Source organism: Exiguobacterium artemiae (assembly GCF_033342815.1).
GTDB classification, from domain to species: Bacteria; Bacillota; Bacilli; order Exiguobacteriales; family Exiguobacteriaceae; genus Exiguobacterium_A; species Exiguobacterium_A artemiae_A.
This window is the reverse complement of sequence record NZ_JAWPEN010000001.1, coordinates 102,593-122,135: the sequence shown is the minus strand read 5'-3', so window position 1 is coordinate 122,135 and position 19,543 is coordinate 102,593. Positions and strand designations below refer to the sequence as shown.

Annotated in this window: 22 protein-coding genes and 1 other annotated feature; all 22 genes read left to right on the top strand. The window is 48.7% G+C overall.

All coding sequences use genetic code 11. The annotated features are described in order from the left end of the window. Positions 1-140 precede the first annotated feature (140 nt). The 22 genes from R7V76_RS00630 (at position 141) to obgE (ending at position 19,511) form a co-directional block, all read left to right on the top strand. Entirely contained in the window at positions 141-1,502 is a 1,362-nt protein-coding gene (locus tag R7V76_RS00630; protein ID WP_318090846.1) for a G5 domain-containing protein, read from the top strand. A gap of 26 nt (positions 1,503-1,528) precedes the next feature. Next, positions 1,529-1,843, top strand: a complete 315-nt coding sequence (locus R7V76_RS00625) for a hypothetical protein (protein ID WP_318090843.1) — start codon at positions 1,529-1,531, stop codon at positions 1,841-1,843. An 8-nt stretch (positions 1,844-1,851) separates the two neighbouring features. Next, a complete protein-coding gene (locus R7V76_RS00620; RefSeq protein WP_318090841.1) occupies positions 1,852-3,516 on the top strand; it encodes a GspE/PulE family protein in 1,665 nt (554 codons plus the stop codon). Continuing rightward, entirely contained in the window at positions 3,513-4,556 is a 1,044-nt protein-coding gene (locus R7V76_RS00615) for a type IV pilus twitching motility protein PilT (RefSeq protein ID WP_290827239.1), read from the top strand. Before R7V76_RS00620 ends, R7V76_RS00615 begins: the two co-directional genes overlap by 4 nt. Positions 4,557-4,560: 4 nt before the next feature. After that, entirely contained in the window at positions 4,561-5,778 is a 1,218-nt protein-coding gene (locus R7V76_RS00610; protein ID WP_318090838.1) for a type II secretion system F family protein, read from the top strand. Positions 5,779-5,916: 138 nt separating this feature from the next. Beyond that, positions 5,917-6,387, top strand: coding sequence for a type II secretion system protein (locus R7V76_RS00605; RefSeq protein WP_318090836.1), 471 nt, complete (start codon positions 5,917-5,919; stop codon positions 6,385-6,387). A gap of 54 nt (positions 6,388-6,441) precedes the next feature. Then, the gene (locus tag R7V76_RS00600; protein ID WP_318090834.1) at positions 6,442-7,200 is read left to right on the top strand and encodes a prepilin peptidase; all 759 of its coding nucleotides are present in this window, start codon (positions 6,442-6,444) and stop codon (positions 7,198-7,200) included. 18 nt (positions 7,201-7,218) lie between these two features. After that, positions 7,219-8,919: a fimbrial assembly protein gene (locus R7V76_RS00595; protein ID WP_318090832.1), complete on the top strand. Its 1,701-nt coding sequence runs from the start codon at positions 7,219-7,221 to the stop codon at positions 8,917-8,919. Then, a complete protein-coding gene (locus R7V76_RS00590; protein ID WP_114595324.1) occupies positions 8,916-9,647 on the top strand; it encodes a hypothetical protein in 732 nt (243 codons plus the stop codon). Before R7V76_RS00595 ends, R7V76_RS00590 begins: the two co-directional genes overlap by 4 nt. Before the next feature lie 107 nt (positions 9,648-9,754). Then, on the top strand, positions 9,755-10,333 hold the full coding sequence (locus R7V76_RS00585; protein WP_318091168.1) for a Maf family protein: 579 nt from the start codon (positions 9,755-9,757) through the stop codon (positions 10,331-10,333). Between the two features lie 47 nt (positions 10,334-10,380). Further along, a complete protein-coding gene (radC, locus tag R7V76_RS00580; protein ID WP_188005452.1) occupies positions 10,381-11,013 on the top strand; it encodes a RadC family protein in 633 nt (210 codons plus the stop codon). A 161-nt stretch (positions 11,014-11,174) separates the two neighbouring features. Further along, complete coding sequence (locus R7V76_RS00575) at positions 11,175-12,209, top strand: rod shape-determining protein (RefSeq protein ID WP_012370984.1); 1,035 nt, start codon at positions 11,175-11,177, stop codon at positions 12,207-12,209. 14 nt (positions 12,210-12,223) lie between these two features. Next, a complete protein-coding gene (mreC, locus tag R7V76_RS00570; protein WP_214850215.1) occupies positions 12,224-13,108 on the top strand; it encodes a rod shape-determining protein MreC in 885 nt (294 codons plus the stop codon). Continuing rightward, the gene (gene mreD, locus R7V76_RS00565; RefSeq protein WP_012370982.1) at positions 13,101-13,604 is read left to right on the top strand and encodes a rod shape-determining protein MreD; all 504 of its coding nucleotides are present in this window, start codon (positions 13,101-13,103) and stop codon (positions 13,602-13,604) included. Before mreC ends, mreD begins: the two co-directional genes overlap by 8 nt. 3 nt (positions 13,605-13,607) lie before the next feature. Continuing rightward, positions 13,608-14,282, top strand: coding sequence for a septum site-determining protein MinC (locus tag R7V76_RS00560; RefSeq protein WP_114595326.1), 675 nt, complete (start codon positions 13,608-13,610; stop codon positions 14,280-14,282). A gap of 50 nt (positions 14,283-14,332) precedes the next feature. Continuing rightward, the gene (gene minD, locus R7V76_RS00555; protein ID WP_188005451.1) at positions 14,333-15,136 is read left to right on the top strand and encodes a septum site-determining protein MinD; all 804 of its coding nucleotides are present in this window, start codon (positions 14,333-14,335) and stop codon (positions 15,134-15,136) included. A 63-nt stretch (positions 15,137-15,199) separates the two neighbouring features. Next, positions 15,200-16,537: a ribonuclease E/G gene (locus tag R7V76_RS00550; protein WP_318090821.1), complete on the top strand. Its 1,338-nt coding sequence runs from the start codon at positions 15,200-15,202 to the stop codon at positions 16,535-16,537. Between the two features lie 77 nt (positions 16,538-16,614). Next, positions 16,615-16,685: a sequence feature (ribosomal protein L21 leader region), on the top strand. A 15-nt stretch (positions 16,686-16,700) separates the two neighbouring features. Further along, positions 16,701-17,009 carry a 50S ribosomal protein L21 gene (gene rplU / locus R7V76_RS00545; protein ID WP_012370978.1) on the top strand — a complete coding sequence of 103 codons (309 nt, stop codon included), beginning with the start codon at positions 16,701-16,703 and terminating at the stop codon, positions 17,007-17,009. A gap of 3 nt (positions 17,010-17,012) precedes the next feature. Next, positions 17,013-17,351, top strand: a complete 339-nt coding sequence (locus tag R7V76_RS00540; RefSeq protein ID WP_026827819.1) for a ribosomal-processing cysteine protease Prp — start codon at positions 17,013-17,015, stop codon at positions 17,349-17,351. Positions 17,352-17,365: 14 nt separating this feature from the next. Beyond that, positions 17,366-17,644, top strand: a complete 279-nt coding sequence (rpmA, locus tag R7V76_RS00535; RefSeq protein WP_012370976.1) for a 50S ribosomal protein L27 — start codon at positions 17,366-17,368, stop codon at positions 17,642-17,644. A 70-nt stretch (positions 17,645-17,714) separates the two neighbouring features. Beyond that, positions 17,715-18,200, top strand: a complete 486-nt coding sequence (locus tag R7V76_RS00530) for a Spo0B domain-containing protein (protein ID WP_114595328.1) — start codon at positions 17,715-17,717, stop codon at positions 18,198-18,200. A gap of 15 nt (positions 18,201-18,215) precedes the next feature. Next, positions 18,216-19,511, top strand: coding sequence for a GTPase ObgE (obgE, locus tag R7V76_RS00525; RefSeq protein WP_026827820.1), 1,296 nt, complete (start codon positions 18,216-18,218; stop codon positions 19,509-19,511). The last annotated feature ends 32 nt before the right edge of the window (positions 19,512-19,543 follow it).

Here is a 19,543-nt window from a genome sequence, read left to right as displayed (position 1 = left end):
GACTAAAAATTAAAAAAAGGTATGTATTCACACGTAGAGAAAGTATTTGTCAGGTAGGACTTATGTTTCATCATAATATTCATTATAATGGAAATACTAGACACCTGAAATGGTTATTTCATACGGAAAGGAAACAGATGATGATAAATTTAAAACGTTTTGCTGTACATACGTTGTTGTTAGTCGCCTTAATTGCTCTGATCTATGTTCCTTCATTTGCCTTGATCTCCTTTACAGGCAAAGCAACTGTTATTGAAAATTTTTCTGATACTGCCCGAATCGGCTCTGTTCCGGTCAGCGGATTGACACGAAAAGAAGCAAAACCGAAAGTGCAGGAAGCTGTCACGTCCTGGTCTAAAAAAACACCATTGACGGTCGGGACAGGAGAGGAGACGTTACCGATCCCAACTGAATTGGTAACATTTAAGATTGATGAATCGATCAAACAAGCTTCTTTAAAAAAGGGAGGGGCTTTACAAGTGACCGTCGATCAAGAAGCGATGGAAGCTTATCTTGCCTCACAACCGATTACATATACGGAAGAACAGGTGAAGATGTTTAATGCCTGGTTGATGAAAACAAGCAAAAAGCTGGAAGAAGGCAACTTTGACCCGTCAGAAACTGCAGCGGCCATTGATCCAGCAGGAGAAGTCGTCTCGAGTGTCACGTTCATGACCCGTTCGGCAGCAGAAGAACAGATGATTGAAGCAATGGCCCAAGTCGATATTAAAGCCGGCCAATTAATGAATGTGAAAACGTACGGAATGGATCCGATGGCTGCTTCTTTCATCGGCAGCAAATTATACGAATTATTTGCGAAAACTCCATTTGAAATCGTCGAACGGATGCCGCATGCGCAGTTACCGGATGATATCACGCTCGGTTATGACGTCAAGATTGACGAAAAAACCGATTTTGCCGTTCGCAACACACAAGCTGTCAATTATCAGGTCGTCGCGACGAAGAATGGGAGCGATGTCACGCTGGAATTACGTGGGACACCATTCAAAGAAACCGTCACAGCCGTCCTTGAAGCGGAAAAAACGATTCCGTACCGGACAATCACACGGTATTCGGCAACACTGTCTGCCGGAACGAGCAGTGATACCCAATCCGGGGTCGAAGGGAAATCAATCGAATTGTATCGTGTGACGAAGTCCAATCAAGGAGAAGTTAAACGATTGCTGGCTCTTGATTTTTATGCGGCAACTCCAGCCGTTGTCACGAAAAGCAGTCAAGAGGAGTTACCGCCTGTCGTGACACCGCCGGCAGAAGAACCGTCAACCGACTCGACGGACGATACGACGAATGATGAAACAACCAATGATTCGACGGATGACTCAACAACTGACTCAACGGATGGAACGACAGACGGAACGACAACACCGGAAGAACCTGTGACACCGGACCAACCGACGACACCAGATACTCCGGATACACCAACAACAGGGGACCCGGCCTCTCCGGTCGAAGATGATTCGACAGAAGGCGCTGTCGGCTGATTTTCCTAAAAGAAAAGAGGATGAACATGAACTGGACGGACTTAGCAATCGAGCTTGGCATCATCATCGGTCTTGCGACCATCATTTGTGGTTTGATGTTTGCGATTCAAATCCCTTATGTAACGACTACAGCGGCAAAAGTGATTCTCTCATTGACAGCGCTCATCTTGGTCACTTGCCTTTATCTAATCGTCAAGTTTGATTGGATTTCGAATCCTTTGGTCATTGCCGGCTTTATCGTATCGATTCTCGTCGTCACGGCAATCACGAGTGTCGTGGATGAAAAAAAGCAAAAACTGACACCACTTGACGAAGAAGAAACATGGCACGCGGAAGGATGACAACGTAAATGGCGATGAAACGAAAACGTTTAGGTGAGATGCTGTTAGAAGAAAGCGTTGTGACGGAAGCACAGATCGAAGAGGCCTTATCCGTCAAACGAACATCGGAAAAACTCGGGGATACATTGTTGCGACTCGGTCACTTGACCGAACAACAATTGATTGAAGCGTTGCATCATCAATTAAAAATTCCTGTCATTCAACTGTATAATTATCCGGTTGATGTCGCAGTGACAAAATTGATCTCAAAAGAACTGGCACAGCGGCATACGCTTGTGCCGGTTTATCGCGAAGGGAATCGTTTGTTTATCGCGATGGCCGATCCAATGGATTTGATTGCGATTGACGATTTACGGTTGCAAACCGGATTGATGATTGAAGTGGGCCTTGCGACACGCGACGAAATCCGGCGGACGATTTTAAAATATTACGATATCGATTCATCCCTACGCGAATTACTCGAGTCGGACGAGATGATGATTTCCGATACATCACGTGATACGGTGACACGCGAAGATGCGCCCATCATCCGTCTGGTCAATCAAATCCTCGAGAACGGAATTTCCCAGCGGGCATCCGATATCCATATGGACCCACAAGAAACATCCTTGTCGATCCGGATTCGGATTGACGGTGAGTTACGGACCGAAAACAACTATCCAAAACAGATTCAAAATATTTTGACGACCCGGATTAAAGTCATGAGTGAACTCGATATCACCGAGAGCCGTTTGCCGCAAGATGGACGGATCAAGTTTCTTTATAATGGCGTCGCCTATGACTTCCGGGTCTCGACGTTACCGACTGTCTACGGCGAAAAAGTTGTCATTCGGATTCTCGACAGCTCAAACTCCAACATCTCAATCGCAAAAATCGGATTCAGTGAACGGAATGAACAGCAGTTTCGGGAGATGCTGAAACGACCGAACGGCATCATTTTAATTACTGGACCAACCGGATCCGGAAAGTCCTCCACCTTGTATGCCGCTTTAAATGAATTGAACGATGAAACACGTAATATCATTACAGTTGAAGATCCGGTCGAGTATCAAGTCGATGGTATCAACCAAGTTCAGGTTAACTCGAAAATCGGTTTGACGTTTGCCAGTGGACTCCGCTCGATTTTGCGGCAGGATCCGAACGTCGTCATGGTCGGGGAGATTCGGGACATCGAGACAGCAGAAATTTCAATTCGGGCCTCACTGACCGGGCACCTTGTCCTGTCGACGTTACACACGAACTCCGCTGTCAGTTCGATCACCCGATTGATTGATATGGGAGTTGAACCATTCCTTGTGGCGGCTTCAGTCACAGGATTGATTGCCCAGCGCCTTGTCCGGCGGGTATGCCGGGACTGCGGTGAAGTCCAGCCGTTGTCGAAGCGGGAAGAAGAATTATTTGCGCAAGAAGAGATTGCGGCGACGACCGTCATGCGGGGACGCGGCTGTTCATCATGTAACATGACCGGTTATCGCGGACGACTGGCGATTCAAGAAGTCGTCATGGTCGATGAAAGTTTGCGACGGATGATCATGAATCAATCAACGGAGAGTGAAATCACGATGTATGTAAGATCACAAGGACAGCGGTTATTGCTGGCGGACGGTTTATCTAAAGTCGCACAAGGCATCACGACAACCGAAGAAATCCTCCGGACGGTGATTTCCGAATGAGTACGATGGAACGCGCCCAAATTGAAGACATCTTACGATCGTCTAAAGAAAAAGAAGCATCCGATGTCCATCTGACAGCCGGATCGCCACCGGTCTTTCGAATCAACGGGATGTTAACTCCATTCGGAACAGAAAAAATGAAGCCGATCGTCATCGAAGGATTCGTTCGCTCGCTGATTACCGAGGAAATGTTTTTACAACTAAAACAAGACCGGGATATCGATTTTTCGTTTGGTGTGACGGGAGTAGCACGTTACCGCGTCAATTGTTTTTATCAACGCGGGGCGTTGTCGATGGCCTTTCGGACGATTCCGACTGAAGTTCCGACACTCGATCAATTGTCGTTGCCGCCGGTCTTAAAACGTTTCCTGACAAAGCCACACGGTTTGATTCTCGTGACCGGTCCAACCGGTTCCGGAAAATCGACGACACTCGCAGCGATGATCAATGAAATCAATCAGACGATGTATAAACGGATCATCACGCTCGAAGATCCGATTGAGTATCTGCACAGTCATCAGAAAAGTTTGATTGATCAGCGGGAAATTGGTATTGATGCCCCGCGGTTTGCAACCGGGTTACGGTCTGCTCTGCGGCAGGATCCGGATGTCATTCTGCTAGGGGAGATGCGGGATCTCGAAACAATCTCAACTGCCGTGACAGCTGCAGAAACCGGTCATTTAGTTTTTGCAACCGTCCATACGTCGACGGCGGCCTCAACGGTCAGCCGAATTATCGATGTTTTTCCGTCGGAGCAACAGGATCAGATTCGGGCTCAACTCGCAAACGTCCTGGCCGGAGTCGTCTCGCAACGACTGATGCCACGAACGGACGGGTCCGGTCGTGTCGCCGCGCTTGAAATCATGGTTGAGACACCGGCCGTGTCCAACTTGATCCGGACCGGAAAAGAATATCAGATTCAATCTGTCTTACAGACAGGGAAGCAATACGGCATGCAGACGATGCAGATGGCACTACAAGACTTAGTGAGTCGTGGGTTGATCCCAGCATCGGCCGCGACACCTTATATATCGGGGTGAATTAATGACAGTTTTCAAATATGAAGGTCGAACGATGACCGGTAAACGAAAAAAAGGCAAGATTACAGCACTAACGAAACGTGAAGCGGCAGAACGCTTACGGACAGATCAAATTGCCGTGACACTGCTTGAAAAACAAGAATCCAAAGGCTTAAATACCGAGATTACATTTTTAACCGCGAAACCAAAAATCGAGCATCTCGTCATGTATGCCCGGCAGTTTGCGACACTCGTCCGGTCCGGGGTCTCGATCGTCAAAGCAACGGAAATCTTGCGGAAGCAGACCGATTCGAAACCGCTTGAGCGGGCACTTGTCGAGGTCGAAGATGATTTACGGAGTGGCATTCAATTTTCGCAAGCGATTGAAAAACATCCCCGTGTCTTCGATACGTTTTTCGTCAGTATGGCGATGGCGGGGGAAGCGAGCGGAAACTTGGAAGAAGCGCTTGATAACATCGTCACCCAGTTGCAGAAACAATATGAAATCAAACGGAAAGTCATCTCGGCGTTGATTTATCCGGCGGTCGTCTCAATTGTCGCCATTGGTGTTGTTGTCTTCTTGATGCTGAACGTTGTCCCGACATTCGCCTCAATTTTTGATCAGCTCGGCAGTGAATTGCCGTTGATCACAAAAATCGTTGTCGCCGTCTCTGACTTTTTTGTCGCCTATTGGTGGGTCTTACTCTTAATTGTGTTTGGATTGCTTGGATTATTGTACTTTAACTTGAAAAACGAACGGCAACGGGTTGTTTTCGACCGGTTGTTGTTGATGATTCCGGTTTTTGGTCCGTTGATTCAAAAATCACAAATTGCATTGATGACCCGTGGACTGGCAGTCCTGTTGAATGCCTCCGTCCCGATTCTGGCGTCACTTGATATCACGGAGCGGATCGTCACGAATCGTGTCATCCGGAAAGGAATTGCCGCAGCAAACGAAGCGATGTCCCGCGGTATCCCGATGCACGAACCGTTAGCAAAAAACAAATATTTTCCACCTCTTGTCACGCAGATGATTGCGATTGGGGAAGAATCGGGACGACTCGACTCGATGTTGACCGAAGTGGCCGATTTTTATGAAACGGAAGTCGAGACGACGACCGATCGTTTGAAGTCAATCATCGAACCGTTATTGATTGTCGTGTTGGCTGTCATCGTCGGTGTCATCGTCATCGCCGTCGTCGTGCCGATGTTCAAAATCTATTCCGACATCCAAGCGAGTTGACAAGTGTAAAAACATTTACCTGATGTGAAAAAAAGGTATTTTCTACAAAAAATATGGTGCTACTATAATAGTATCAATCTGGATAGTATGACCTATACGCCAGAAGCAGTAAAAAAGTACTAGGGAGGAATAATAAACATGTTAGAACGTCTGAAAGAGATTTGGCTCGATGCCAAACAAATGCGTGACGAGCGCGGCTTGACATTAATCGAGTTACTCGTTGTTGTCGTTATCTTAGGAATTATCGCAGCAATCGCTGTCGTCGCGATCGGCGGATTGATTGAGAATTCACGTAAGGATGCCGTTGTATCCGATGCGAAACAATTGGTTTCGGCTGCGAAATTGTATACTTCTTCGAATCCGATTAAGCCTGGTGAGACAGTTAATATGGGAGTAAGAAAAGGCGGAAATGATTATACAACAACTGATGGTGTTGTATTAGATAAGTATATTGATAGTATGGAAGATCCGTTTAACTCTCCAACTGCATATAAGGACGCTTTTGTTTCCGTAACTGAAAAGGACGGCAAATATACTTATGCTGTAACTTTGCAAGGTGACGAAAACTACTTTACTGGTGATGCACCAGCTGATCTGAAGCGTTGGTAATTAATACCCCCATCTCGGGGGTTTTTTTCTGAACTTTTTTAAGGAGGAAACTGTATGATGACAGTCGTCTTTACCGTTTATTTTTTTCTGATCGGAATGCTCGTGACCTCATTTACGAATGTCGTCGGTTTACGGGTGCCGGTCGGGGAATCGATCGTCCGTCCGCGCTCGCATTGTCCGAACTGTGGCCATGTCCTCGGTCCGCTTGAACTGACACCGGTCATCGGTTATCTCGCATTGGGCGGAAAATGCCGGACGTGTCAGTTGCCGATCTCGATCAAGTATCCGACACTCGAATTGCTCGGCGGGATTTTGTATGCGTATGCCTTTTATCAGTTCGGTTGGTCGATGCAATTCGTCCTGTCGATTCTGCTGACGAGCCTGCTCAGTATCCTTGTTATGTCTGATCTTGCCTATATGCTGATTCCGAACAAAATCTTATTATTCTTTTTACCGATTAGTCTGATTGTTCGCTACCTTTCTCCCCTCGAGAACTGGTATAATCCAATTATTGGCGGATTCGTCGGATTCTTTCTATTGTTCGTGATCTTTCTTGCGTCACGACAAGGGATGGGGGCAGGCGACGTCAAGTTGTTTGGTGTGCTCGGGATTTTTTTAGGTCCGTTACACGTCGTCATCGCCCTGTTCGTTTCCGCCTTCGTTGGCTCGATCATCGGACTGGGGTTACTTGGCTTCAAACGCGTGGAACGAAAACAACCGATTCCGTTTGTTCCCTCGATTGCCGTCGGAACGTTACTGACATATTATTTCGCGGACGATTGGGTGAAGCTTTATCTCGATCTGTTCCTCTAGGAAAGGAAGAACATACATATGGCGCAAGCTCGGCGCAGAGGTACATATATTTACTTTAATTTCACAGATGTCGGGATTTTTGGAGCAGTCGTTAAAAAGGGTGTCATTAAACGACGAGGCGTCGTCTCGTTACCGCCCGGAACCCTTCAAGGGGGATGGCTCCAACCGGAAGCATCGCTTGATTTGATTTTTGACAGCTTACTGGCGAAGTTGAAGGTTCCCCGTGGTTCGCAAGCGGTCCTCGCGATTGACGGATCCCTCGTCCTGGCCCGGAAACTCGAAATTCCGGAGACGGTCGAGACGAATCAGATTCGCGGATATTTGTTCATGGAACTGGGGCACAGCATCGTCCTGCCGTTTGAAGAACCCTATTTTGATTACACGTTGCTCGAAGACGACGGCAAACGGGAAATCATGTTGTATGCAGCACCAAACGAAGCGCTAAAACAATATATGGAACTGTTCCGGAAAAAACATATCCGCCTGGTAGCAGCAGAACCGCAACCGCTGGCGACGTTTTTTGGTCTCGACTCGCTGTACGAGGTCGAAGCCGACAGCAATCTATTGATTTGGAACGTCAATGCGACGAATCACCAGTTGATCATCATTGAAGACAAAGTCCCGCGTCTGATTCGTTCGGTCGACACGTTTGTCGCGAATGCCTGGGAAGTCGACGTCATCGAGGACCGGTTGCACTACCGGTATCAATCGGACGATGCCAACGTCGAATTCATCCTCGAAGAGATGTTACTGGAGTTTTCCCGCGTTCTTGATTTCTATCGCTTTTCGTTGGCGCGGGACGGGCGGGAAATCAGCCGCGTCATGCTGACCGGAGATTTTCCGTTTCAAGAGGAACTGGTCCGCCGGTTCGAAACGAACTTTGACGTTCGCTTGGAACAAGTGCCGGATGTCCTCGATGTGTCAGGACAGTCAATTCCGAAAGCATACTTACCACTCGTCGGTCTCGCGACCACCCATAAAGACCGGATCAATTTGTTGCCGGACAGTGATGTCGCACCGAAGTTCCCACTCGTTGCCTCGCTCATCCTGCTGCTATTCGGCGGTATGGCCGGCGGATACCTTTACTGGCAGACCAATCAATTTGCCGACCGGATCGAGACTGCGAACAATCAGATTCAAATCGTCCGGGCGTTACAATCAGAATCGGCCCAATCCGCCAAACAAGAAGTCGCACAGCTGAAACAAACAGTGGACGGTCTTGAAGCAACACCACGTCCGGCTGTTCCGGCCCTCGAGCGGATTACGCGTTATCTACCGGAACGAGGTTATATCCTGCAGTTCGCTTATGGTGCGGATCATCTTGTCACGATGAATGCCCAGTTCGAGACGTTAGATGAGTTAAACGGGTTTTACCGTCAATTGCTGACGGATACAGCCTTTACCGGAGTGACGTTAACAAACGTCACGACAAAAACGATGAATGAACAAGCGGAAGTCGTTACTTCGACGACAATCGATCCGACGACCGGGGCAGAGATTCCGACGACGACGATTACACCAACGGATGAGACGGCGACGGAAGAACCCCGTTACATCGGGCAATTCGGTCTGACGGTCGTTCCGGCAGAAGTCATCAAAGGGGAAACGAACCAGGCGGATCCTGATGCGCCGAAGGAAGACGCGGCGACGGATGCCGTGGTCGACCCGGAAGCGGACGAACCGGTTTCGACTGAAGTAGAGGAGGTGGAAGAAAATTGAAACGGTATAGTGGTCTCATTCTTCTTGCCTTGACGATTGTCTTGATTGTCGGGGGGCTCGGCTACTTCGGTTATACGACGTACACGACGTATCAGGAATTACAGCAAACCGAAGCAACGCTTGAACGGGAACAGATGGCGCTTGAAGCGGCAAAAGCGAATGAACAGAAAGTCGATGTTGCTGAATCCAGCTTCCTCCAAAAACAGGTACCGGTCGTACCGGCGAATGATGATGTGATTGATGCGATCAATGCGGCCAGTCAAATTGCCGGTGTGAAAGTCCAAGCCATCACGTTTGGCGCAACCGGAACGGAAGCAGCTCCTGCATCGCCGGTCCAGTCAACGCCTGCCGTGGACGGTGCAATGGCGACGGAATCCGAGACGGAAGCTGCTCAGACGGCAGAGACACCGGTTGCGACCACGACGGCGACAGCACTGCCTGCTTCTTTGACGGTCGAAGCCCCGTCCTATCTCGAACTGATGGCTTTTCTTAAACAAATCGAACGGACGGACCGGATTACGATTTTACGCCAAATCCAGTTGACCGGTCCGGATGAACCGGGTCCAGGGAGCCAGACGATTGTCCTTGAAGACGAAATGATGTCCTTTACAGTGGAAATCGAAAGTTACTACCGTCCGGATTTAACCAAGTTGATTCCGGATAAACAGACGCCGCTTCAGGAGACGACTCCGAAATCGGATCCGTTTGTCGATGTTACAGGTAATTAACCCCAAAACAAGTGTTGCTCTGACTCGGAGCGGCACTTGTTTTTCGTTATACTGAAAGTTGATTCCAGTAAGACTGGTCGAAAAAGAAGGAAAAGAGCGTGATACTGATGATAACGCAACACTCATTGATTCTGGCTTCGGCCTCTCCGAGACGGACCGAATTGTTACGGCAGATCGGTGTGCCCCATGTGATACGACCGGCCGATGTGTTGGAGGAAGCCCCGTATCCGATGTCGGCTGACGAGTACGTGATGTATTTATCACGGAAAAAAGCCCGGGCCGTGGCGAAGTCCGGTGAAATCGTCCTGGCAGCAGATACGGTCGTCGCTCTGGATCGGCACATTCTTGAAAAACCGGTCGATCAAGCGGCTGCTCTCGAGATGTTACGACAGTTATCCGGACGGACACATGAGGTCGTGACCGGTGTAACGCTTTTACAGGATGAACGGGAGGAGACGTTTACGATTACAACGAAGGTCCGATTCTGTGATATCCCGGAAAGCTGGATGCTGGCTTATGTTGCGACAGAGGAACCGTACGACAAAGCAGGCGGATACGGGATTCAGGGAAAAGGTGGTCTATTCGTCGAAGCGATTGACGGCGACTATTATAATGTCGTCGGTTTACCGATCAATCCAATCAGCCGTCGTCTCGAAACATTTGGAATCAAACCGATGTTCGCGTAATTTCATGAACAGAAAGGTCGGATGAAGTGATTGAATGGCCAAAGGATATGATTCAGTTAAAGGGTTTGGCACAGGCGACGACTGTAGAGTTATTGGCATGTCTCGTCCGCAGCGGGACACGGAACCGGAGCCCGCTTGAAATTGCCGAAGATTTACTCGACATTTATCCGTCGCTAATTGAACTGGAAGCAGCAGGTGTCGGAGGACTGGAAAAAGCGCCGGGTGTCGGCAAAGCAAAGGCGCTTCAAATCATGGCGGGACTTGAACTCGGGCGGCGGCTTGTCACGGAACCGAAATGGGTCCGTCCGGTCGTCCGTTCACCCGATGATGCCGCCGAATTATTGATGGAAGAGATGCGGCTCTATCAGCAGGAACACTTCATCTGCCTGTACTTGAATACAAAAAATGAGGTCATCTCGAAGAAGACGCTGTTTATCGGAGGGCTCAATACATCGATTGTTCACCCGCGCGACATATTTCGGGAGGCTATCCGTTGTTCGGCGGCAAGCTTCATTGCGGTCCATAATCATCCGTCCGGCGATCCGACGCCGAGCCGGGAAGATATCGAAGTCTCGGAACGAATGGTCGAAGCGGGCAGATTGATCGGAATCAGTTGCATCGATCACCTCGTCATCGGGCATGGACAATTTATTAGTATGAAACAGCGGGGATTTATGTAAGAATAACGTCTGAGGGGGAACTGTGCTTCCTGACCTCAGGCGTTTTTAGTTTTGTAACAACCATTGAACTGTAAACAAGCTGTAACGTTTTAACGCTTTCCAAGGAAGGCTTTTCCGTTATAATTAGTGAAGTGTATTCTCAGAGAGGGGTTTTTTGAATAATGTTTGGATCATTTAGCCGTGAAATCGGCATTGACTTAGGTACGGCAAATACGCTCGTTTATGTGAAGGGGCAAGGAATCGTCGTACGCGAACCTTCTGTCGTCGCATTCCGTACCGATACAGGTAAGATTGAAGCAGTAGGTAACGCAGCAAAAAACATGATTGGACGGACACCGGGAAACGTGACGGCACGACGCCCGATGAAAGATGGGGTTATCGCCGATTATGAAACAACGGCTACGATGATCAAATACTTCATGGATCAAGCAACAAAGAAAAAAGGATTATTTTCTTCTAAAACAAACGTCATGATTTGTGTACCGAGCGGGATTACGTCCGTTGAAAAACGTGCGGTCGAAGATGCGGCGAAACTTGCTGGTGCACGTGAAGCCTATACGATTGAAGAACCGTTTGCAGCAGCAATCGGAGCAGGTCTTCCGGTTTCTGAACCAACGGGCTCAATGGTCGTCGATATCGGTGGCGGAACGACGGAAGTCGCGGTCATTTCACTTGGCGGTATCGTGACAAGCCAATCGATTCGTGTCGGTGGAGATGAGATGGATGAGTCAATCATTCGTTACATCAAATCAAAATACAACCTGATGATCGGTGAACGGACGGCTGAAACGTTGAAAATGACGATCGGGTATGCCCGGATTGATGAAGAATCGGAAAACGAGACGATGGAAATTCGTGGACGTGATCTCGTGACGGGACTTCCGAAACAAATCGAAGTCACAAGCGCAGAAATTTGTGATGCGTTGTCAGATACGGTCGATGCAATTTTAGCCGGTGTCAAACACACGCTTGAACAAACACCGCCGGAATTATCAGCAGACGTCATGGATCGCGGAATCGTCTTGACAGGCGGCGGAGCCCTTCTGAAAAACTTGGATGCCGTGATTGAAGATGAAACACGCATCTTGACACTCGTTGCGGAAAACGCGCTTGACTGTGTCGCAATCGGTACAGGTAAATCATTGGAGATGATGAATGTGTTACGTTCGAAATCAGGCATCTCACAAAAAAGATAAGGACGGGATGAGCGATGAAGCGATTTTTAAATAATCGAAAACTGCTCATCACACTCCTTAGTTTTCTCCTTTTGGTGATTTTAATCGGAATTTCGCTCCAAGGACGTAACCAGACCCACTGGTATCAAAGTTTTGTCCGTGATACCGTCGGGGTTGGCCAACGTCTTTTTGCGACACCGATTGGCTGGATTGATGATACGGTCACTTCGGTTAAAGAAGTGCGCGATGTGTATAAGGAAAATGAGTATTTAAAATCACGACTGGGCGACTATGCCGGAAATTCCGTCAAAGTCCGCGACCTGGAACGTGAGAACAATGAATTAAAAGACATGTTGAAGCTAAAAGGATCGATTCGGGACTATACGTTATTGCCGGCAGAAATGATTGGTCGAACGTCATCCGAATGGCAACGCTTCGTCACGGTCAATATCGGAAAAGAACAAGGTGTCAAAGCCAATATGGCCGTCGTGACAGCAGATGGTTTAATTGGCCGTGTCATTCAGACAAGTGCCTACACATCACTCGTTCAATTGTTATCAGATACGAGCCGGACGAACAATGTCTCAGCAGTTGCTGACGATACGAAAGGAAAAAGTGTCTTCGGTACGATCGAAGGATTTGACGAAGAGACGAATCTCTTGAAATTCACGAAGATTCCGAACGATGCCAAACTGAAAAAAGGTCAGATTGTTACGACATCCGGACTCGGTGGTAAGTATCCGAGTGGTATCGTGGTCGGAAAGATCGAACAAGTGAAATCGGATCAATACGGTGCTTCGAAAATCGCATACGTCAAACCGGCAGCAGACTTCGAACAGTTTGGTCACGTTTTCGTGATTCAACGCGAAGCGAAGGAACCTTTCGCTGAGACCGACAAGGGAGGGGACACTAGTGAATAACATCAAGTTGTTTTTCGCCGTGTTCCTTCTTTTTATCTTGGAAGGAACGTTGTTCGCAGGTCCGCTTGGAGACGGCTCTCCTTACGTCATTCATGTCACGTTGATTGCGTTGATGTTTTTAGGGCGTTACGGGAAAATTGAGCAAGCGCTTGGTTTTGGACTGCTGTTCGGTCTGTTATATGATTTCGTCTATTCGGATATCATCGGAATTTATTTATTTGCGCTATCTGCCATTCCGCTTTTTAGTAGCTTCGTGCTAAAATATGTAAAGGAGAACGTATTAACGATTATCGTCACCTTTACGTTCAGCGCTATTTTGTTTGAACTGGATATTTATTTCTTCACGGCTTCGGTCGTAGGGGTCGGTGTTCCCTTCAAGGAACTCGCGACACAAATCATTCCAAGGAGTCTCATTGCGCAGTTGATTGGGATCATCGTGCTGTATTATCCGATGACGCGACTGGTGCAATCCACATTTGATGAGAAAAGAGGATGAGTCATGATTGAGCGTAAGCGTTATGTAACGATGAAGGGCCATCGTGGTGGCCTCGCCGTCTATGTAAATGAAAGGTGCAGTGTGGATGAATTTCTTGACGATTTAGAATTGACGCTTGCCGACAAATCCGTCGAGAACGGACGCGCCGTTCCGATTACTTTCTTCTTCGGTCGCCGTTACGTCGACGAAGGCGTTGTGACGGCTGTCGAATCCATCGTTGCGCGTCATGATTCATTTTCGTTTAATGGGTACGACAGTGAGTGTCTGACGAAGGATGAAGCAAAAGCGCTCTATGGAGAACGAACGTTTCATTACTTTGGCGGCACGGCCCGCAGTGGGCATGTCGTAGATGTCGAAGGGTCGATCGTCGTCATTGGCGACATCAATCCGGGAGCCGTCGTGCACGCAACCGGCAGTATTTATTGTCTGGGAGCGTTACGGGGAACGGTTCATGCAGGAAAAGGCGGGAACGAGCAGGCTGTCATTGCGGCAAGTATCCTGCAACCGAAATGGATTTCGATTTCCGATTTCGTCCATGAAGATCCGGATGACGCGCCGATCAAGGCGTTAGAAATGGGTTGTGCTTTTGTAGGGGAAACAGGAGTCGAATTTTCTCGTCTTCAAACCGTTCCGCTTGCGCGGATGGATCAATTTGCGATTGATAGTGAAAGAGGGTGACAGATATGGAACAAGTGAAAGAACAGGTACATAAAGATGCGAAAACGCATGTGGGACGTGCCATCGTCGTCACATCTGGTAAAGGTGGAGTCGGTAAGACGACGACAACTGCAAACATCGGGACAGCACTTGCGCTGATGGGGAATTCGGTTTGTCTCGTCGATACAGATATCGGTCTTCGGAATCTGGATATCGTACTTGGCCTCGACAACCGGAGTATCTATAATATCGTTGACGTCGTGACCGGACAATGTAAACTGCATCAAGCCCTCGTCCGTGATAAACGTTTTGAAGAAATGTATCTGTTACCTGCTGCTCAGTCTAAGGATAAATCATCCGTCACACCGGAACAGGTAAAAGGCATCATTGACTCATTGAAATTAGAGTATGACTTTGTTTTGATTGACTGCCCGGCAGGAATCGAACAAGGATTCATGAATGCGATTGCCGGTGCAGACGAAGCCATTATTGTCACGACACCGGAAAAAGCTGCGGTTCAGGATGCAGACCGGATCATCGGGATGCTGGAGCGTTCAGAGCGTCAAATCGTGCCGAAGCTCGTCGTCAACCGTGTCCGCTCGCATATGATGGCGGCTGGAGATATGCTCGATATCGACGAAATCATGCGTATCCTGTCGATCGATCTTCTTGGCTTGATCGTCGATGATGAAGAAGTCATCGCGGCATCTCACCGCGGCGTACCTGTAACGATGAATCCGGATAACCGGGCTGGTCTCGGCTACCGGAACATCACGCGACGGATTCTCGGGGAGTCGGTTCCATTGCTCGACATCATGGAACAGCCGCAAAAAGGATTTTTCGTGAAACTGAAAAAAATGCTTGGCATGAAATAAGATGGGGAAAAATAGACTAGAAGGGTTTTATGCTTCTAGTCTATTTTTCATGGAGGAATGAAGATGAAATGGATTAGTGAACAGACTCCGTCCCTGGAACGGGTAGCGTTGGTTGAAGGGGGTCGGGTCGTCGAATACCACGAACGGATGCGGGATGAACTTCGGGTCGGGACATTGTTACATGCGAAAGTTGACCGCCTGCACCCGACGCTTGAAGCGGCATTTTTGATTGCGACGGACGGGACGCCGCTTTATTTACCAATCAATGAAACACTGGAAACGTTACGCCGTTATCCGGAAGTTCCGACGATCGGGCAAGCTGTTCAAGTCGGCCAGACCGTACTCGTACAGGTCGTAAAAGAAGGAGCGGCCCCGAAACAGCATAAAGTGACACAAAACATCACGTATGGGGGACGGTTCCTCGTTTATTTCCCTTACGGACGCCGCGTGCGTTTCAGCCGGAAGCTGGATTTGGTCGTCCAACAGCAACTGGCTAAAGTGATTCCGGTGGCGGAAGAGGAAGGGATTTTATACCGGACAGAAGCAGCACAAGCCGAGGTTGGGATATTGATGACGGAATTGAAGCAATTGCGTGCGCGTCATCAACATATGTTGGAGCAGGCAACGCTGGAACAGGATGAGCCATTGATCATTCAGGAAGCGAAACGGTTGAGTCATGTCACCGAAGCGCTTGTCACGACCAGAGCGGAGAAAGAACGGCTCGAACAGATGGGGTTGCAGGTCGAGCGTCCTGTCATCAAAGGCCGCCTGCCGATCATGGAACAGGTGGACCGGACGATTGAGAAGGCGCTGGACCGGGTCGTATGGCTCGACGGGGGCGCTTACCTGCTGATTGAAGAAGTCGAAACGATGACCGTGATTGATGTCAACAGCGGCAAGACCGTTTCCGTCAAGGAACAAAAACGGACGTTTGATCAAATCAATGAAGCGGCAGCAGTTGAAATCATGCGTCAGCTCCGTCTGCGAAATATCAGCGGGATGATTGCCGTTGATTTTTTGAGAGGGTCCAGTAAAGGACAGACACGGGTGACCCAACTGTTGAAGGAACGGGCGGCGCACGAATCGAAACAGATCGAAGTATACGGTTTTACGAAAATGGGTTTATGTGAACTGACACGTCAGCGACACGGGAAGTCCTTGTTCGAACGGTCACGGGATCATGGTCAGTTGTCCCGGATCGCCATCCACCGTCAACTCGAGCCGCGGTTGATCGAACTCGCGACACATGCGGAAGCAGCGGTCGTTCGCGCTCCGCTCGCTCTGCTCAGTCCGTTGCTTCTCGCCGAAAGTCCTCTTGAATTACTTCTGATAGAAGGTGAACCGGGCATTCTGTTTACCGGTACGAAAGCCGACTGTGACGATTTTGTCAAAAGACATTGAGAATCCGGCAGAACGTTATTGACAACAGTCAGCTTCATTTGGTATTCTGAATAACGTTAGTTCGTTTGGAAGCACCCAAATGACTACAACCGCACAGACCGGGTCTTTAAAGCATCCGCTGCCCGTGATGGCGAGTCTGAGTTCCTAAGAGGAGGTGCACGTAATGTACGCAATTATTAAAACTGGTGGTAAACAAGTTAAAGTCGAAGCTGGCCAAGAGATCTACGTTGAGAAATTAAACGCAGACGTCGACAGCACAGTAGAATTCGGCGAAGTCTTGATCCTTGGTGGTGACGATGTTAAAGTCGGCGCTCCACTCGTAGAAGGTGCGAAGGTCGTAGCAACGGTCATCAAACACGCTCGCGCGAAAAAGATCACAGTCTTCAAAATGAAAGCTAAAAAGAACTACCGTCGTAAGCAAGGTCACCGTCAACCTTACACGAAGGTCCGCATCGAGAAAATCGAAGCGTAAGCCATGATACGTGTCAAGATTCGACGAGATGAAGCGGAGTTGATCCGTTCCATCGAAGTGACAGGACATGCCGAGTTCGCTGAGCCTGGTTTAGATTTAGTCTGTGCCGGCACATCAAGTGTGATCTTCGGGGCATACAATGCCATCGAATCACTGCTCGGGCAGGTCCTGCTCCTTGAAATGGCAGAACAACAAGAAGGTGGCTACTTTTATGTAGAACCGTATGCTGACTTAGCACCGGATGTCAGTGAACGCACCCAATTGTTACTGGAAGCGATGTTGGTCCAGCTTGGAACCATCGCTGAAAGTTACGGTGAGTTTATCCAACTTGAACAAATATAGGAGGTGGATTCCACATGTTGAAACTTAATCTTCAGTTCTTCGCATCGAAAAAAGGGGTAGGTTCGACAAAGAACGGTCGTGACTCGCAATCGAAACGCCTTGGGGCGAAACGTGCAGACGGTCAAACTGTTTCTGCTGGTTCAATCCTCTACCGCCAACGCGGTACGAAGATTCACCCAGGTATGAACGTCGGACGTGGTGGCGATGATACACTTTTCGCAACTGCAACTGGTGTCGTTCGTTTCGAACGTCTCGGACGCGACAAAAAACAAGTCAGCGTTTACCCAGCATAAGTGATTGATGAAGCAGACTCTAGCCACTTTCAGGGGTTAGGGTCTGTTTTTTTTAGGAGGGAACGGACTGATGAAGGATGAGCAGGTACTGGATCTTTTGAAGTCACTTCGTCACGAATGGTTGAACCGATTACAACTTGTTCGTTCATATAGCGCGATGGGTGACGAGGCGGCTGTTGAATCGATTTGTTCCATGTATCGGGAACAAGCGTCACGAGAAGGACGACTTTCCCTGATTGGACTACCGAAAACGGCGCTCGCCCTGCAACGAGCAGATTGGACAGGCCTAACTGTCGAATATGATGTAATCGAAACACCAAAGCAGATCGAGGATGCACGCCTGGCGTCTATTCTTGAAGCTGCGCTTGACATGATAGAAGTGGGGAATGGAGAAGTATCCGTGACCTTCCATGAGGGCGTGACCATCGAGATCTATCGGGATCTACTAGATATGTCGCGCCTTAAAGATCTAGTGACGCCGATGGAGATCGAGTCACAGACGGAGTATGAGTGTGTGATTGAAATCGAAAGTCTTCCTGCAGAGGAAGAAAAGTAATAGGAGGGATCTGACATGTTTGTCGATCAGGTAAATATTTATGTAAAAGCAGGAGATGGAGGACGCGGGCAAGTGGCGTTCCGTCGCGAGAAATATGTTCCAGACGGCGGTCCAGCCGGAGGAGACGGTGGGCATGGTGCTCACGTCGTTCTCGAAGTGGATGAAGGACTCCGGACGTTGATGGACTTCCGTTACAAACGTCACTTTAAAGCCGTTCAAGGCGAAAACGGAATGTCGAAAGGGATGCACGGACGTAAAGCCGAGCACCTCGTCGTCAAAGTTCCACCCGGCACTGTCGTCTATGATGATGACACGGATGCCGTCATCGCTGACCTTGTCCATCACGGACAACAGGCAATCGTTGCTAAAGGTGGACGCGGCGGACGCGGAAACTCACGTTTCGCAACACCGGCAAACCCGGCTCCGGAACACGCGGAGAATGGTGAACCGGGTGAAGAGAAGTACTTGAAACTCGAACTGAAAATGCTCGCAGATGTCGGACTTGTCGGCTTCCCGAGTGTCGGGAAATCAACGATGCTGTCAATCGTCTCAGCAGCGCGTCCGAAAATCGGGGCATATCACTTCACGACGATTACACCGAACATCGGTGTCGTCGAAACGGAAGACAGCCGCAGCTTCGTCATGGCCGATTTACCGGGTCTGATTGAAGGTGCAAGCGAAGGTGTGGGTCTTGGTCACCAGTTCCTCCGTCACGTCGAGCGGACAAAAGTCATTGTTCATGTCATCGATATGAGTGGTATGGAAGGGCGCGATCCGATTGAAGATTACAATATCATCAATAAAGAGCTTGCGGATTACAACCTTCGTCTGACAGAACGACCACAAGTCGTTGTCGCAAACAAAATGGATATGCCGGATGCGGAAGCGAATCTCGAAGCGTTCAAAGAAGCGTTCCCGGGTCTTGAAGTGTTTGCCATCTCGGCAGCAACACGTCAAGGATTACGTGACCTCTTATTCCGTATTGCTGATCTTGTTGATGCGACGCCAGAATTCGGTCTCGAAGAACTTGAAGAAAAAACAGCGACACCACGTGTCGTTTACGGATATGAAGCACCGGAAGCCGGATTTACGGTTTCGAAAGATGAAGATGATTGCTTCGTCATCAAAGGACCACGGATCGAGAAGCTGTTTACGATGACAAACTTCATGCGTGAAGAATCCATCAAACGCTTTGCCCGGACGTTGCGTCAAATGGGTGTTGATGAAGAACTTCGTAAAATGGGTGCGATTGACGGCGACGTCGTTCGAATCCGTGACTTCGAATTCGAATTCATCGAGTCTTCGTTCTAAAATACAACAAGTTCATTTGAGAAATGGAGTGT